This is a genomic window from Candidatus Epulonipiscium viviparus (genome assembly GCF_030708075.1).
In the GTDB taxonomy this organism is placed as follows: Bacteria; Bacillota; Clostridia; order Lachnospirales; family Cellulosilyticaceae; genus Epulonipiscioides; species Epulonipiscioides viviparus.
The window spans coordinates 66,851-82,613 of sequence record NZ_CP117982.1 but is presented as its reverse complement, the minus strand read 5'-3'; the positions used below and the strand labels follow the sequence as shown (position 1 = coordinate 82,613).

Annotated in this window: 17 protein-coding genes; 13 read left to right on the top strand and 4 right to left on the bottom strand. The window is 43.1% G+C overall.

The genetic code is table 11. The features are described 5' to 3' along the window. Window positions 1-39: 39 nt before the first annotated feature. Entirely contained in the window at window positions 40-1,296 is a 1,257-nt protein-coding gene (locus PCY70_RS00200) for a hypothetical protein (protein WP_305767975.1), read from the bottom strand. A gap of 586 nt (window positions 1,297-1,882) precedes the next feature. Between PCY70_RS00200 and PCY70_RS00195 the strand changes: the two genes are divergently transcribed. The 13 genes from PCY70_RS00195 (at window position 1,883) to PCY70_RS00135 (ending at window position 11,487) form a co-directional block, all read left to right on the top strand. Further along, on the top strand, window positions 1,883-3,061 hold the full coding sequence (locus PCY70_RS00195; RefSeq protein WP_305767974.1) for a Gfo/Idh/MocA family protein: 1,179 nt from the start codon (window positions 1,883-1,885) through the stop codon (window positions 3,059-3,061). A gap of 1 nt (window position 3,062) precedes the next feature. After that, window positions 3,063-4,139 carry a Gfo/Idh/MocA family protein gene (locus PCY70_RS00190; RefSeq protein WP_029487671.1) on the top strand — a complete coding sequence of 359 codons (1,077 nt, stop codon included), beginning with the start codon at window positions 3,063-3,065 and terminating at the stop codon, window positions 4,137-4,139. Window positions 4,140-4,186: 47 nt separating this feature from the next. Next, the gene (locus PCY70_RS00185) at window positions 4,187-5,296 is read left to right on the top strand and encodes a uroporphyrinogen decarboxylase family protein (RefSeq protein ID WP_305767973.1); all 1,110 of its coding nucleotides are present in this window, start codon (window positions 4,187-4,189) and stop codon (window positions 5,294-5,296) included. A gap of 89 nt (window positions 5,297-5,385) precedes the next feature. Beyond that, window positions 5,386-6,456 (top strand): uroporphyrinogen decarboxylase/cobalamine-independent methonine synthase family protein, encoded by a 1,071-nt coding sequence (locus PCY70_RS00180; RefSeq protein WP_029487668.1) that lies wholly within the window; start codon window positions 5,386-5,388, stop codon window positions 6,454-6,456. A 75-nt stretch (window positions 6,457-6,531) separates the two neighbouring features. Next, entirely contained in the window at window positions 6,532-7,146 is a 615-nt protein-coding gene (locus PCY70_RS00175) for a PH domain-containing protein (protein WP_305767972.1), read from the top strand. Between the two features lie 150 nt (window positions 7,147-7,296). Further along, on the top strand, window positions 7,297-7,524 hold the full coding sequence (locus PCY70_RS00170; RefSeq protein ID WP_305767971.1) for a hypothetical protein: 228 nt from the start codon (window positions 7,297-7,299) through the stop codon (window positions 7,522-7,524). Then, window positions 7,446-7,712, top strand: a complete 267-nt coding sequence (locus PCY70_RS00165; protein WP_305767970.1) for a hypothetical protein — start codon at window positions 7,446-7,448, stop codon at window positions 7,710-7,712. The genes PCY70_RS00170 and PCY70_RS00165 overlap by 79 nt, the downstream gene beginning before the upstream one ends. Beyond that, entirely contained in the window at window positions 7,696-7,905 is a 210-nt protein-coding gene (locus tag PCY70_RS00160) for a hypothetical protein (protein WP_305767969.1), read from the top strand. Before PCY70_RS00165 ends, PCY70_RS00160 begins: the two co-directional genes overlap by 17 nt. Window positions 7,906-7,951: 46 nt before the next feature. Continuing rightward, complete coding sequence (locus PCY70_RS00155; RefSeq protein ID WP_305767968.1) at window positions 7,952-8,158, top strand: hypothetical protein; 207 nt, start codon at window positions 7,952-7,954, stop codon at window positions 8,156-8,158. Between the two features lie 756 nt (window positions 8,159-8,914). Next, on the top strand, window positions 8,915-9,271 hold the full coding sequence (locus PCY70_RS00150; protein ID WP_305767967.1) for a hypothetical protein: 357 nt from the start codon (window positions 8,915-8,917) through the stop codon (window positions 9,269-9,271). A gap of 354 nt (window positions 9,272-9,625) precedes the next feature. After that, window positions 9,626-9,808, top strand: coding sequence for a hypothetical protein (locus tag PCY70_RS00145; RefSeq protein WP_305767966.1), 183 nt, complete (start codon window positions 9,626-9,628; stop codon window positions 9,806-9,808). A gap of 2 nt (window positions 9,809-9,810) precedes the next feature. Further along, window positions 9,811-10,035, top strand: coding sequence for a hypothetical protein (locus tag PCY70_RS00140; protein WP_305767965.1), 225 nt, complete (start codon window positions 9,811-9,813; stop codon window positions 10,033-10,035). Between the two features lie 189 nt (window positions 10,036-10,224). Then, on the top strand, window positions 10,225-11,487 hold the full coding sequence (locus PCY70_RS00135) for a hypothetical protein (RefSeq protein ID WP_305767964.1): 1,263 nt from the start codon (window positions 10,225-10,227) through the stop codon (window positions 11,485-11,487). Between the two features lie 80 nt (window positions 11,488-11,567). Here the strand turns inward: PCY70_RS00135 and PCY70_RS00130 are convergent, their stop codons facing one another. From PCY70_RS00130 to PCY70_RS00120, 3 genes are read right to left on the bottom strand one after another with little or no spacing between them, the layout of a single operon-like run. Then, window positions 11,568-13,436, bottom strand: a complete 1,869-nt coding sequence (locus PCY70_RS00130; protein WP_305767963.1) for an ABC transporter ATP-binding protein — start codon at window positions 13,434-13,436, stop codon at window positions 11,568-11,570. After that, entirely contained in the window at window positions 13,433-15,178 is a 1,746-nt protein-coding gene (locus PCY70_RS00125; protein WP_305767962.1) for an ABC transporter ATP-binding protein, read from the bottom strand. The genes PCY70_RS00130 and PCY70_RS00125 overlap by 4 nt, the downstream gene beginning before the upstream one ends. A 21-nt stretch (window positions 15,179-15,199) precedes the next feature. Continuing rightward, on the bottom strand, window positions 15,200-15,664 hold the full coding sequence (locus tag PCY70_RS00120; protein ID WP_305767961.1) for a MarR family winged helix-turn-helix transcriptional regulator: 465 nt from the start codon (window positions 15,662-15,664) through the stop codon (window positions 15,200-15,202). Window positions 15,665-15,763 lie beyond the last annotated feature (99 nt).

Sequence of the window (15,763 nt, the reverse complement as noted above, 5' to 3'; positions counted from 1 at the left end):
CAAAGGCAGTGTTTAACTCTTTTGGAGATCGTCCTAACTCTATAGTGTTGTTGTTGTCGCAGAACCAGCAGCACCTGTACCATATTTTGCCACCAGGTCATTTGTTCCATCTGTAAGCACTTTACCATTTGCTGCACCCCCGGGGATGCTAACAAACGCCTTCTCCTCCTCGAAATCGAATTCCACTACAAGGTCAACAATTCTCACGGGTTTCAATTGGTCTGTTTTGGCTATAATACCCATTACAGTATCTTCTACAGTAGAGGCAAGATCATCTATCACAATATCTTCTGCAGTATAAACAGTCTCTCCTGTCGCGTAGGTTGGCTCTCCCATTGTATAGGTAATATCCTCGATAGCTTTAGTAGCATGAGTCTCATTGACATAATCAGTCGCTTCCGAAGGAGATGCCGCATCTTTTTCACGAAATACAAGAGTCTTCTCGCCAGCAAAAGCTTTTAATTTGCTATAAAGTATTTTGGCCATTTTAGAATTAGTCGTTATCTTATTAAACGCAACAACATCTCCAACTTTGGCATCAGCTGGAGCAATAGCATATTCGTATTCTTTTCCCTCTGCAACAGCGAAGGTTATGTTTCCAAGGTCGGGATCTACAACAAAGATCATATCCTTCTTAGATACGGGATAGCTATGCGTAGTTAAAGTCGGACCGCCCGCTTCTAAGTTCATTGTCAATTGAATTTCTATAGCATATGGAGCTAGCGTAGTATTGTCATCTTGTTTTGATTCGGTATTTCCATCTGCAGCACCTATGGTTACAATGACGCCAATCTCTTTACCTAGCAACACATCATGTCCTGCAGCTAGCAGTTTTTCTATAATGGTAGCAGGAGTACCAGAAGGTAGTGTATCAGCTTTTGTACCAACTTTACCTAACAAGTCAGTTGCGAGAGCCTCTTCGAGTTTACCTATATCGGTGGTCGCGGTACTAGCTGGATCCGGTTCAACCGCCCCATCAGTCACTCCGGCTTTATTTATTAAAGTCGCCTTCGAAAAATCTGAAGCAACAATAATAGACGCTACCAACTTATCCAACTCAGCCTGTACCGCATCTAGGGCATTCTGACTTTTTCTCAGTGTCATCAAATCGATTCCATATTGTTGTGCAATAACTTCGGTCGCTTCAGTTGATAGCAAACTTACATTATCTGCGTTTCTAATTATAATATTATAAGTATGCATTTGAACGCCAGCATAAGTGGATACTCCAGGAATGGATAGTCCAACGGATAAAGCCAAACCAGCAGCCGTACTTCTTTTTATCTTTTTATTCATATTCTGATTTTCCTTTCTATGTTTCAAATCTATAGATGCGTCTCAAAAATCAAATGCGTCATTAAATTGTATGCTACAAAATTTAAGTATGTGTTATTTTGTTGCAGCTTTTTTATAATGCGTGACAAAAGTATACTATATCGCTGCACAAAAAGCAATATCAGTGCAAATTATGTAATAAAAAAGTAGTGTGAAATTAACTGAAGAGAAATATAGTTAATTATTGTAGGAACTTGTCTAAATTTTAGATTGTATAAAAAGCATGGGCAATCAATCTCAAAATACATACAGAATCTACCTTTACGACAATCATGAATAGGACGTAGATCTCGAACGATCTTGTCCGATGGATACAAAAGATAAAAAGCAATCGGCTGTTATTTTTTACCCCAAGTTCTATCCCCTACCAAAAAATCCTGCTTTACTATCTATCGCAAAGATATTTTTAGTATACAAAATTTAGAAATTTTATGACGTTTTTAAGCAAAAGGTCTTTACAGTGATGTATACAATGTTTATAATGGACGTATGCAATATAAATATATACCCTAATTGTTGTATACAGGGCTTTTAAACGGAGGGAAATATGAATAAAGTTAGAATTGGAATTATTGGAATTGGTGGAATGGGTACTGGGCACTGTAAGCGCATCGTCGACGGCGTTGTAGCCAATATGGAGCTCACGGCAGTCGCGGATATCAGACCAGAGAGACTAGAATTTGCTAAGAAAAACTTCTCAGGAGTGGCAACTTTCGATGATGGAATAAAACTTTTGGATAGCGGGCTTGTAGATGCCGTTATTATCGCAACACCTCATTATGGACACCCTATTTACGCACAGGAAGCATTTAAGCGAGGCATTCATGTTATGTGCGAAAAACCAGCAGGAGTATATACAAAAGAGGTCCGCAAAATGAACGAAGCGGCGACAGAGTCGGGCGTTGTGTTTGGCATGATGTTTAATCAACGCACCAACCATATATATAGAAAGATGAAAGAGATTGTTGATAGCGGAGAGCTCGGCGCAATAAAGCGCGTTAACTGGATTATCACCACTTGGTATCGAACTCAAAATTACTACAACTCCGGAGATTGGAGAGCCACATGGAGCGGAGAAGGTGGTGGCGTATTACTAAACCAGTGTCCACACAACCTAGACTTACTTCAATGGATTTGTGGGATGCCGTCTAAGGTCACTGCGTTTTGCCATGAGGGCAAGTGGCACGATATCGAAGTAGAAGACGATGTTACTGCCTATCTGGAGTTTCCGAACGGGGCAACAGGCGTGTTTGTCACCACCACAGCAGATCTTCCGGGAACAAATCGCTTTGAAATTACGCTAGAAAAAGGAAAAATCATTTGCGAAATTGATCACACTGAGCCAGGAAAACAATCTGGAATTAGTGTATATAAGCTAGACGTAAATGAAAGAGACTACTGCTACCAATCAAAGGAAACGTTTAAGCAACCGAATGGTGAATGGCTAAAAGTGGAAACTGATGGTAAAAATCCACAGCATAACGGGGTCTGTCGCGCATTCGCTGATAAGATTTTGCATGGCACTCCTATGGTTGCAGAAGGACAGGAAGGAATCAACGGGCTAATGCTATCAAACGCGATGCACTTATCCAGTTGGCTAGGCAAAACCGTATCATTGCCTATTGACGAAGATCTATTTTTGGCCGAGCTCAAAAAGAAAATTGAAAACTCCACATTCACAAAAGAGTCAACAGGGGTAACACTAGATTTGGAGGGCAGCTACTAAAATGAACGAAAACGACGGAATGAACTATATACCAAAAGATAAACCGAAACCAGTAGTGGCACCGGGAGAATTTGTCTTTGCAGCCATCGCGCTAAACCATGGGCATATTTACGGAATGTGTAATAGCCTAGTAAACGCAGGTGCAACATTAAAATCGGTCTACGATCCAGATCCAAAAAAAATCGAAACATTTCTCAAGCAATTTCCAAACACCCATGTCGCTGCAAGTGAGCAAGAAATTTTAAGCGATCCTGAAGTAAAGCTTGTCGCTGCAGCAGCTATCACCAACCTACGATGTCCACTAGGTCTACGCGTCATGGATGCAGGAAAAGACTACTTTACAGATAAGGCTCCGTTTACAACACTTGAACAGTTAGAAAGTGCGAAAGCTAAAGTTCGAGAAACAGGCAAAAAGTATATGGTATGCTATAGCGAGCGTCTGCAAGTTGAGGGAGCCATTTTCGCTGGCAATCTAATAAAGCAAGGAGCGATCGGCCGAGTGTTGCAAGTAATCGGGCTTGGGCCACACCGATTAAGTAAAGATAGCAGACCGGACTGGTTTTTTAACCACGAAGAATACGGCGGAATACTGTGCGATATCGGAAGTCACCAAATAGAGCAATACCTATTCTTTGCCGGAGAAGAAGACGCAACCGTAGTCAATAGTAAAGTAGCCAACTACGAAAATGCCGACAAACCGGAGCTAGAAGATTTCGGTGACTGCACATTAATAGGAAAGAACGGCAGTACAAACTATTTCAGAGTAGACTGGTTTACACCGAGCGGATTGCGAACCTGGGGCGATGGGCGAACAATAATTCTGGGCACCGAGGGATATATCGAGATCAGAAAATACGTCGATGTTGCAACAGATAAAAAAGGCGGAAACCACGTATATCTAGTCAATAAAGATGGAGAGAAATATTTTAACGTATCAGGCAAAATCGGATATCCATTTTTTGGAGAATTTATATTAGACTGCATTAACCGAACCGAAAATGCGATGACTCAAGCTCATGCATTCAAGGCCGCGGAGCTGTGCCTAATAGCGCAAAAGCAAGCGGTACGAATTCAATAATCGCTAGAACCACATCCGCTACTGCAATATGAAAAGGAGTGTCAATTATGTTACCTGTGGATTTAGATGCGTTTTGGGCAAAGGATGAGGAAGCTCACAAGGACAATTGCTTTAACCCGGCTGCGCAACAAGTAGCGTTGGGGATCCGAATGAGTGGCGAGTGCGTCTTTGCTGAACTTAACGAAGAGGGAGAACAATGGGGACATACGCCTCGAGAACGACGCATGGAATTAAATAAACGCTACAATGATATTTCAGAAAAAATTGTTGGCAAGCGTTTACTTCAAGAATATTTTCCCACTAAAGAGGAGCTCTTTCCGGGTATTAAACAAATTGGAGAGGTTTTTGGCGGACGATATGTATATGAAGCGGGAACCACTTGGCTTCATGGTAGCTGCCAAACTCCCGCCGAGCTAGAAGCGGTTCTCGATACTGTGGATAAGATGAATTTTCCAGAATTTGTATTACCCAAAAATTGGGAATCAGAAAAAAGGAGGCTCTTTGAAGCCTATGGCAAAAAACCTGGGGGCTTCCACAGTGTACGCGGCCCTGTTACACTTGCAACATCGATATATGGCGTAGAAAATCTTATGTTTTTATATTATGACGAGCCCGATTTGTATAAAAGATTTAGCGATACTATTCTCAAAGTAATTATGAATTATATTGATCTGATGGATGCGGAGTCTGGAATTGTTGCGACTGGATTTGGCTTTTACGACGACAACTGCTATTTGATGACACCGGAGATGTACGAGGAGTTTGGCTATCCGATATTGAAGGCCGTGTTTGAGAAGCGTTCGCCCGGACCAAATCAAAAACGCTATCAACATTCCGATTCGGCGATGGGGCACCTGCTCCCGCTGCTGGGCAAACTAAATTTAACCGGCACCAATTTTGGGCCTACGCTTACTGTGGATGAAATTCGCAAGCACCTGCCTAATGCAAGAATCGATGGACAACTGGCGCCATTCACATTTATGAACAACGATCAAGATGCCATTATAGCGGAAGTAAAACGTGACTGCGAACAAGCAATTAATGGAGGTTATCGCGGGCTAAACATCGCGACAGCGGGGTCCATTAACAATGGCAGTTCTATCGAGAGCATGCGCGCCGTGATGTATGCAATTGAGCAGTACGGGCAATATCGATAATTGTAATCGCTGCGGCCATTTCGGTTGTTGCGATTACAAAGTTAGAAAATGATTTAACAGCAATTGGCTGTGTGATAATGGAGGTATTTATGTTTTTTCATGAAATGATTGGTGATTTAGATATTTATTTACAGGATTTAGAGTCGCGTATTGACGCAATAGAAGAAGAACGCATTTATAACGATTGGCTCAATTTTGCAAATGGCTCTGTTCCGGATGGCTTGTTCACGATCGAACCAAGAGTGCCGAAACCATCTGCAATTAAGTGGCCAAAAGTGAATATCAATGATGCGTTAAAAGATGAAACTCTTATGCTATATTCTGTTTACAAAGGCTGTTCCGATTCTTTGGCGAGAGGGTTCGATAGATTAATGACTGTGCGCCCTAACTATGGTGTTGGAATTCTCCCAAATGCCATGGCCAATGTAGATTTTTTCGAAATGGCGTATGAGCAAAACACTCTTCCTAATGTTCGTCCATTAAAAAACGGCGTTGAAGATGTAGAGAAAATCGTTGCAGCACCGCTTCCTGATATCTATCAACATGTTGGCATTCATGTTTTTTCTATAGGCAAAAAGTTTATGGAAATTAAAGCGAAATACCCTAAAATTGGCAAATATATCCTATTTGATCATCCTGATACTCAAGGGCCGATGGATGTGGCCGACCTCCTTTGGGGAAGTGATATTTTTTTTGAGCTATATGAAAGCCCAGAGCTGGTTCATAAGTTTTTGCAAAAGGTAACTGATTATTATATCAAATTTTTGGATGAGTGGTTTAGAATTGTTCCAAATAATACTGGGTATCACGTGGTCTATGGTCGATTAGTAAAAGGAAAAGTGTTGGTTAGAAATGACTCTGCAATTAATGTGTCACCAGACTTTTTCTTAGAGTTTATTAAGCCGTATGACGAGCAAATTTTGGAGCACTTTAACGGCGGCGCTATTCATTTTTGTGGCAGAGGCGACCACTTTCTTCCAATTTTCAAAGAGTATAAATCGTTAAACGGTGTGGATATGTCTCAACCACATCTGAACAATATGGAGCTTGCGTTTAGTGAAATAATCGATAAAAACTTAAAGCTTTTTACACGCAATAATAAAGGTGTGTTAGATTCTGTATTAACACCTGCGCATCAGTTAAAAAATCTTGCAATCTAAACAAACTTATATCTCAGTTTATATTTTGACCAAACTCCGCATACAATAATAATAAACTATTATTGGAGGTTGCATATGTTAAAAAAAATTGCTTCAGATGTATTGGGACTAAGTGATATTGGTAAAATTATCGAGCCACGAGATTTTGATAAAGTAGATGCTGACGATTACATCTTACATGAAGATCAAGAAAAAATTTACTTTATTATCAAATCAAACAAAGATGAGTATTGCTTCACCAATCTTGCCTTTATCCATGTCGATGGCGAACGCGCTATAAGCAGTAGACGCCTTGTAAAAAGATATAATTTTTATGAGTCTTCTCTCTCGGCCATTGCCATCGAAACAGCCGGAACTGTGGATCTAGATATAGAGCTCAAATTTACTCTCAATGATCATCCTTTCTCAATCGATATCGAAAAAAAGCACTTAGAACAGCTAAAGGATATTTATAAAGCTCTACTTGCTATTCGTCACATTCGTCATACTGATCAAAGAAATTACGAAGCGGGGCTAAAGAGTCTCGAGCTGACAGCTGAAATTATGAGCGGAAAAACTTCTGACCCCATTTCACTTGTAACTGAAGTAGAGAAAATCAATGATTATATCTTTAGCTATCACAAAAAACTATACGCAACCTGCATCACCAAAGATTTTGGCAAGGTATTTGAAAAATATATCAACAACTAAGGCGCTCTGTAGCGTCTTTTTTTTATAGGAAGAGTTTACCTATCAAGAGCTCAACACTGCAAACTAATTATTGATATTTGACAAAACTTTTGATAATATAGTAATATAAGTTAATAAATTTTATATATTCAAACAAAAGGAGATTATAACATGAAAAAAAGTTTAGTAGTATCATTAACTCTAGCAACTTTGCTCTCCAATGCTACATACGCCGCGCCAGCCACCGCGGTAGCCACTAGAACTATCACCGCCAAGTTTGCAGCAGAAGAAGTTGCGGATCATGCGGGAACACCAGTAACTTGCCTCTCACCGATGGATCATGCTGGAACTCCAGTAACGTTGCCTCTCACGATGATGATCATGCGGGGGCTCCAGTAACGTTGCCTCTCACCGATGCCGATCATGCGGGAACTCCAGTAACTTTACCTCTCACCGATGACGATCATGCCGGAACTCCAGTAACTCTGCCTCTCACCGATGACGATCATGCTGGAACTCCAGTAACGTTGCCTCTCACCGATGACGATCATGCGGGGGACTCCAGTAACGTTGCCTCTCACCGATGATGATCATGCTGGGACTCCAGTAACGTTGCCTCTCACTGATGATGCCGATCATGCCGGGACTCCAGTAACTCTGCCTCTCACCGATGGCGATCATGCGGGGACTCCAGTAACTCTGCCTCTCACTGATGCGGATCATGCTGGAACACCAGTAACGTTGCCTCTCATGACGACGATCATGCGGGAACTCCAGTAACTCTGCCTCTCACCGACGATGACGATCATGCGGGGACTCCAGTAACTTGCCTCTCACCGATGACGATCATGCGGGGACTCCAGTAACTCTGCCTCTCACTGATGACGACCATGCTGGAACTCCAGTAACTCTGCCTCTCACCGATGACGACCATGCTGGAACTCCAGTAACTCTGCCTCTCACCGATGACGATCATGCTGGAAAACCAGTAACGTTGCCTCTCACCGATGCGATCATGCGGGAACTCCAGTAACTCTGCCTCTCACCGATGCGGATTATGCGGGAACTCCAGTAACGTTGCCTCTCACCGATGCGGATCATGCGGGACTCCAGTAACTCTGCCTCTCACCGATGCTGATCATGCGGGGACTCCAGTAACTCTGCCTCTCACCGATGCTGATCATGCGGGACTCCAGTAACTCTGCCTCTCACCGATGCTGATCATGCAGGAACTCCAGTAACTCTGCCTCTCACCGATGACGATCATGCGGGGACTCCAGTAACTTGCCTCTCACCGATGATGATCATGCGGGAACTCCAGTAACTTGCCTCTCACCGATGATGATGCTGGAACTCCAGTAAACGTTGCCTCTCACCGATGACGATCATGCGGAACTCCAGTAACGCTGCCTCTCACCGATGACGATCATGCGGGAACTCCAGTAACTCTGCCTCTCACGATGCGATCATGCGGGGACTCCAGTAACTTGCCTCTCACCGATGACGATCATGCGGGAACTCCAGTAACTTTGCCTCTCACGATGATGATCATGCGGGGACTCCAGTAACTCTGCCTCTCACCGATGGATCATGCGGGAACTCCAGTAACTCTGCCTCTCACCGATGATGATCATGCGGGACTCCAGTAACTTGCCTCTCACCGATGACGATCATGCGGGGAACTCCAGTAACTCTGCCTCTCACCGATGACGATCATGCGGGGCTCCAGTAACGTTGCCTCTCACCGATGATGATCATGCTGGAACTCCAGTAACGTTGCCTCTCACCGATGGATCATGCGGGAACTCCAGTAACGTTGCCTCTCACCGATGACGATCATGCGGGGACTCCAGTAACTTGCCTCTCACCGATGACGATCATGCGGAACTCCAGTAACTCTGCCTCTCACGATGACGATCATGCGGGGACTCCAGTAACACTGCCTCTCACTGATGACGATCATGCTGGGACTCCAGTAACTTTGCCTCTCACCGATGACGATCATGCGGGGACTCCAGTAACTCTGCCTCTCACCGATGATGATCATGCGGGGACTCCAGTAACTCTGCCTCTCACCGATGATGATCATGCGGGGACTCCAGTAACTCTGCCTCTCACCGATGATGATCATGCGGGACTCCAGTAACTCTGCCTCTCACCGATGACGATCATGCGGAACTCCAGTAACTCTGCCTCTCACCGACGCGGATCATGCCGGAAAACCAGTAACTCTGCCTCTCACCGATGATGATCATGCGGGGACTCCAGTAACTCTGCCTCTCACGATGATGATCATGCGGGGACTCCAGTAACTCTGCCTCTCACCGATGACGATCATGCTGGAAAACCAGTAACTCTGCCTCTCACCGATGGATCATGCGGGGACTCCAGTAACTCTGCCTCTCACCGACGCCGACCATGCCGGAACTCCAGTAACTCTGCCTCTCACCGATGACGATCATGCGGAACTCCAGTAACTTGCCTCTCACCGACGCGGATCATGCGGGACTCCAGTAACTCTGCCTCTCACCGATGCGGATCATGCTGGAACTCCAGTAACTTGCCTCTCACCGATGACGATCATGCGGGAACTCCAGTAACGTTGCCTCTCACCGATGATGATCATGCCGGAACTCCAGTAACGTTGCCTCTCACCGATGCGGATCATGCGGGACTCCAGTAACGTTGCCTCTCACCGATGCGGATCATGCTGGAACTCCAGTAACTCTGCCTCTCACCGATGATGATCATGCGGGGACTCCAGTAACTCTGCCTCTCACCGATGATGATCATGCGGGGACTCCAGTAACTCTGCCTCTCACCGATGCGCCAGTAGTAGCCACGCCGGTAATAACTGAGCTTGTACCGGAGATAGAAGTAGAAGTTGTAATAGAAAACGACAATGAATAGCGACTCTGCAATTAACTATTTCGCTCCTTTGGCTACACCAGCTGATGGAGTTTTTTTTTACATTGCAGATAAATCGCAGATAAATCGGCTGGCGCATCGGGCGGGGTTGCTATTGCAAAAATATTATGCTATGATGAATTCTACACCATAATATTTATGGGAGTTTTTTATACGCAAGGAGTAGTAGCTGTGGGCAAAACAATTTTATCTATTCAGGGCCAGAAATTTTTTATTAATGAAGCATTAGTTTATAGCGATATTTCTGATGTTAACGAAAAGATGCTCGGCACCTTGATGAATGCAAGGTTTATTCAAGGTGTTTTTGATAGCGAAAACCGCCATCTGTTTAATCGATATGGCAAGGCATTCGACGCTAATACTAATACGGACGAGCTTATTGCAGCTCTACCGGCATGGTACGAAAAAGGTCTTCGGGCTATTACGGTAGGTCTTCAAGGTGGCGGAAATTGCTTTACTATTGCAGGTGGGGATCTCAAAAATAATCCATATTCTGCGGATGGATCGTCGACTGATCAGGCGTATTTAGATAGGTTGATGCGTATTATTGAGGCTTGTGATGAGCTGGGAATTATTGTCATTGTAAGCTATTTCTATGCGGCTAATATTACGGAGCTTAACGGAGCGCAGGCGGTAATTAATATTGTAACAAATATGACCAAGTTTTTGGCGGCAACAGGATATAAAAATATCATCATAGAAATCGCTAACGAGTTTAATATTAACGGCTTTGTGAAGATGCCTATTATTCATGAATCTCAGGGAATGGTTGCTTTGTTGCATTTGGCAAAACTCTACAGTGACGGCATCCCCGTTGGTTGCAGTGGAGGGGGCGGCTTTACAAATGAGGAGGTGTGTAAGGCTAGCGATGTAGTCATAATTCATGGCAACGGCGAATCGAGATCTCGATTATATAACCATATTAAATTGGCTAAGAGATACGCTCCCGATAAGCCGATTCTCATTAACGAAGATTCGCAGGCAATCGGCCAGCTAACTGTGTGCGAAGAGGAAAGCGTTTCGTGGGGCTATTATAACAATATGACCAAGCAGGAGGTGCCGACATATTGGGAGATCACAAAGGGTGAGGACCAATTTTTTGCTTTTCGTATGGCTCAAATGTTGGGCATTGCGCAATCTAAAATACCAGAAGATGAGCAAATTTATTTTCAGGGGCTAGAGGATCATATCCACAACAATGGAATGCGATTCCCTCGCATCGCCTCGCTGTATCCCGAGAAAATCGATTATGTGAAATTTTATGAAAACGGCGTACTTGTTTATATTTGCTATGACGAAAGTTTTACCATGAATTTCAAATGCAATTGGCAGCAGGGCGGCGTCATGACGAAAACTGGCGACGTTTGGGCAGCCGAGGTGTATTTGACCAATGGCGATATAAAGACTTTTACACATACAGTAAACAATATTTAAGTTTTGAGACCTCTCCAGTTAGGGGTCTTTTTTACTCCAACAAAAACGAGACCCCCCTAAGAAGTCTCGTCGTTATTTTTTTATGCTGTCTTATCGAATTGCGAATTATATAGATCTGCATAGAAACCGTTTTGCATTAAAAGCTCTTCGTGATTCCCTTGCTCTATTATATCTCCATCTTTTACCACCAATATTGTATCTGCATTCTTTATTGTCGAAAGCCTATGCGCTATTACAAAGCTGGTGCGCCCCTTCATCAATTCGTCCATCGCCGATTGAATTATTTGCTCCGTTCTTGTATCCACTGACGATGTCGCCTCATCTAATATCAACATCTTTCGGTCGGCTAGTATCGCTCTTGCTATTGTGATTTGCTGCTTTTGTCCCTCTGATAGGTTGATGTGGTCGTTTAAGATTGTGTTATAACCTTGCGGTAGCGTTTTAACAAAGTGATATAGCCCTACCGCTTTGATTGCTTTTTTTAGATCTTCTTCTGTTACTCCTTCTGTTGTATAGACTAAGTTTTCTCTCAAAGTTCCCTCAAACAGCCATGTGTCTTGAAGCACCATACAAAATTGCGAATGCACATCTTCTCGCTTCAAATCCTGGATGCTTATACCATCGATGAGAATTTCGCCTTTGTTTATTTCATAAAATCTCATTAGCAAATTTACAATCGTCGTTTTGCCGGCACCAGTTGGCCCTACTATTGCTATTTTTTTCCCCGGCTTTGCGGTAAAGCTAAAGTCGTGGATGATTGTCTTTTCTGGTAGGTAACCAAATTCTACATTTCTAAATTCTACTTCGCCTTGTGCTTGCTCTTCCACGGTCGCTGTTTTATCTGTTTCCTTTTCTAACTCCTCCTCTTCCAAAAAGGCAAATACCCTCTCTGCCGCCGCTGCCCCCGATTGAAGGTTTTGCATCGACTGGGCCATCTGATTTAGCGGTTGCGTAAATAATCTTATGTATAGCATAAAGGCTACTATTACTCCAAAACTTATCATGTCCGCTGACGCCATAAGCGCTCCTGTTACACATACGCATACGTATCCAAAGTTTCCAATAAATCCCATTACCGGCATCATCAACCCCGAAAGTGCTTGCGCCGTAAACGCTGTTGTTTTTAAAGTGGTGTTATATTCATCAAATATTCTCACTGCTTCTGTCTCGCCATTGTATGCTCTTACGACTGTGTGTCCTGCGAACATTTCTTCGATATGTCCGTTTAGCATCCCCAAAGTTTTTTGTTGATTTCTAAAATGTTGTTGCGACATCTTCATTACTTTTTTCATGAATACAAAACCGATTGTTGCCGATAAGATCGCCACTATCGCTAACAGTATATTTGTCAGCACCATCATTATGATTGCCCCCACAAATAGCGTTACTGCACTTATAAATGATCCAATTGAATGGGAGAGCGAACGCCCTATTGTATCGACATCGTTGGTTACCCTCGATAATACATCGCCCTTGGTTGTCTTATAAAAATATTTCATCGGTAGTTTATTTATTTTCGCTGCAATGTCCTTGCGTAAGTTTTGTGCCGCTCTCTGCATCGTGTCTGCTAGCATAAATCCTTGCCAGACCGACAATACGTAATTTATCACATAAATCAGTGCAAGTGAACCGCATAAGCCCAAGATTTTTCCCATGTCTATCGTGGTATTCATCCCTTCTGAGATGGCATCCGTAACTCTCGAGAGAACTTGCGGCCCAAACACCGTAAAGACAGATGCGATAAATGAGAAGCCTATCGCAATGAGCAATATCCATTTATACGAACTCATATAATCGAGTATTTTTATTGTGATTGCTTTAAAATTTTTGGGCTTTTCTCCATGTGAAAATCCTCTTCCGGGGCCTTTTCCGCCGCCACCGCCTGGGCCGGGAACCCCGCCACCGCCTTGATTCTTATATGCTCCAAATTCATACTCCTCTTTTTTCATGCTAATTCCTCCTCTGACAACTGTGATAGCGCTATTTGCTTATATACTTCGCAAGTTTCCAAAAGCTGGGAATGTGTGCCCATTCCAGCGATCGCTCCATCGTCTAAAACGATAATTTTATCGCAGTCTCGGATTGTGCCAATTCGCTGCCCAACAATTAGCCTGGTCGCACCTTTGCACGTTTGCTCTAATGCATTTCTAAGGACGCGATCCGTCTTATAGTCTAGTGCGCTAAATGAGTCGTCAAAAATCAGAATCGGTGGTTTCTTATATATTGCACGTGCGATTGACAGTCTTTGCTTTTGCCCACCAGAGAAATTTGAGCCACCTTGCGATACTCTACCGTTGTGCGCATCTTCGAGGGCCGCCACAAAATCTTTTGCTTGTGCTATTTCTACCGCATCTGCTAATGCATCTTGATCAAATTCACCCCCATAGCTGACATTTTCAGAAATGGTTCCCGAAAACAGTATTGCCTTTTGCGATACATATCCAATCAAATTATTTAATGCCGTCTTCTGATAGTTGCGTACATCAACCCCATTTACCAAAACTTCCCCGTCGCTAACATCGTAAAATCTTGGCACCAAATTGACTAGCGTGCTTTTTCCACAACCAGTAGAGCCAATAAACGCAACCGTTTCTCCCGCCTTTGCTGTAAAACTGATATCTTTTAGCACGTAGTCTTGCCCGTTGCCATACTGAAAGCTTACGTTTTTAAACTCGATCTCGCCCTCTTTATCTTTTTCTCCTTCTTCCACAGTTCCAGAAACTATCGACGCATCTGTATTTAAAACCTCCGCTATCCTCTTGGCAGAAACGCTCGCTCTCGGTAACATCATAAAGACCATTACCAGCATCATAAACGACATTATCACTTGTACTGCGTAAGAGGAAAATACTACCATGTCAGAAAACAGAACCATTTTATCCATCCCCATTGCAGCATTGATCATCACCGCTCCTAAGAAATATATCGCCAATACCAAAAAGTTACTAGTCCCTTGAACTGTTGGCTTCAATATTGACATCACTCTTGTTGTATAAATATTTACGTCTGTTAATTTATCGTTGGCAATTTTAAATTTTGCTTGCTGATGGCTTTCGGCGTTATACGCTCTAATTACGCTAAGCCCATCGATGTTTTCTTTCGTTACGCGGTTGATCCCATCGGTAAGCTCCTGTAATTGTGTAAACTTTGGTACCGCAAGCTGAATACATTTTCCTACTATAAGCAATAGTATAAATACCGCAACAACAGTCGCAACTGTCCAAACCGTATTGTTCCCCGCAATCTTGTATATAGCCCACCCAGCCATAAGCGGCGCACGGATAAGAGCTTGCATACCCATTACAATAAGCATCTGAACTTGCGTAATGTCGTTAGTAGTTCTGGTTATAAGACTCGCTGCTGAGAATTCATTGATTTCCTTCATCGAAAAGGACATAACCTTATTAAAAATTTTCCCGCGTACATTAAACGAAAACGTTGCAGATATGTATGATGCGACAACGGAAACGGCCACTGCAAGTATCAGGCCCCCAAACGAGCATAGTAGCATTAATAATCCCGTGAGCAAAATCTCCCCCATGGCGCTTCCCTCGGTTTGAACCAACATCGTGATCCCAGACATGTACTCTGGAATTTTTAGGTCTAACCAAATCTGAACGCACGTCAGGACAAATACAATCGCTATAAATCCCCAATCCTTTGGTCTCAATTCCTTTAAAATTTTTTGCATGATTTCCCTCCATTTATAATTTTATGCTTTATCAGAAGCAGTGCAAACATTCAAAATCTCTTGCTCTTGCTCTTGATTTAGCTCTCGCATTCTGCCCAAAACATAAAAGACTTTCTCCACCTCTGCCATACCAACTTCATCGATTATTTTGCCTATCGTTTGGTCCATTTGCTGATGCAACTTATTTATCGTGTTTCGGCCTTCATCGGTTAATGCAATCAAGCTAGATCGGCCGTCCTTTACATTTTGCACCTTGGTGATCAACTTTTTATCATATAACTTTCGCAAGATAACCGTCATTCTCGCCGTGCTAACGTGCAACACCTGGCTGATGTCTTTGGATCTGACGTTTCCTCCCGATCTATTTAAAAATCTCAACACCGCGAAGGCACCCTCAGAATCACTTTTCATTTTATCAAAAACTACTTTCGGATGATTCTCATGCATGAGTTTATGTACGTGTGCAATTTCTTGTTCTGTAGCCATAGTTTTCCTCCTTTAGCTAACCCTGTTTATCACTAACTGTGTTAAGTATAATTTAATAAACCCCATTAGTCAATACCATTTTGCCATGTTTTACACTTA

What these genes read in the sequence shown, in the direction of transcription:
- PCY70_RS00120 (WP_305767961.1), bottom strand. Translation starts at nt 15,664, where the DNA reads ATGGCTACAGAACAAGAAATTGCACACGTACATAAACTCATGCATGAG.
- PCY70_RS00190 (WP_029487671.1), top strand. Translation starts at nt 3,063, where the DNA reads ATGAACGAAAACGACGGAATGAACTATATACCAAAAGATAAACCGAAA.
- PCY70_RS00150 (WP_305767967.1), top strand. Translation starts at nt 8,915, where the DNA reads ATGGATCATGCGGGAACTCCAGTAACGTTGCCTCTCACCGATGACGAT.
- PCY70_RS00195 (WP_305767974.1), top strand. Translation starts at nt 1,883, where the DNA reads ATGAATAAAGTTAGAATTGGAATTATTGGAATTGGTGGAATGGGTACT.
- PCY70_RS00200 (WP_305767975.1), bottom strand. Translation starts at nt 1,296, where the DNA reads ATGAATAAAAAGATAAAAAGAAGTACGGCTGCTGGTTTGGCTTTATCC.
- PCY70_RS00185 (WP_305767973.1), top strand. Translation starts at nt 4,187, where the DNA reads ATGTTACCTGTGGATTTAGATGCGTTTTGGGCAAAGGATGAGGAAGCT.
- PCY70_RS00125 (WP_305767962.1), bottom strand. Translation starts at nt 15,178, where the DNA reads ATGCAAAAAATTTTAAAGGAATTGAGACCAAAGGATTGGGGATTTATA.
- PCY70_RS00170 (WP_305767971.1), top strand. Translation starts at nt 7,297, where the DNA reads ATGAAAAAAAGTTTAGTAGTATCATTAACTCTAGCAACTTTGCTCTCC.
- PCY70_RS00175 (WP_305767972.1), top strand. Translation starts at nt 6,532, where the DNA reads ATGTTAAAAAAAATTGCTTCAGATGTATTGGGACTAAGTGATATTGGT.
- PCY70_RS00145 (WP_305767966.1), top strand. Translation starts at nt 9,626, where the DNA reads ATGCGGGACTCCAGTAACTCTGCCTCTCACCGATGCGGATCATGCTGG.
- PCY70_RS00180 (WP_029487668.1), top strand. Translation starts at nt 5,386, where the DNA reads ATGTTTTTTCATGAAATGATTGGTGATTTAGATATTTATTTACAGGAT.
- PCY70_RS00130 (WP_305767963.1), bottom strand. Translation starts at nt 13,436, where the DNA reads ATGAAAAAAGAGGAGTATGAATTTGGAGCATATAAGAATCAAGGCGGT.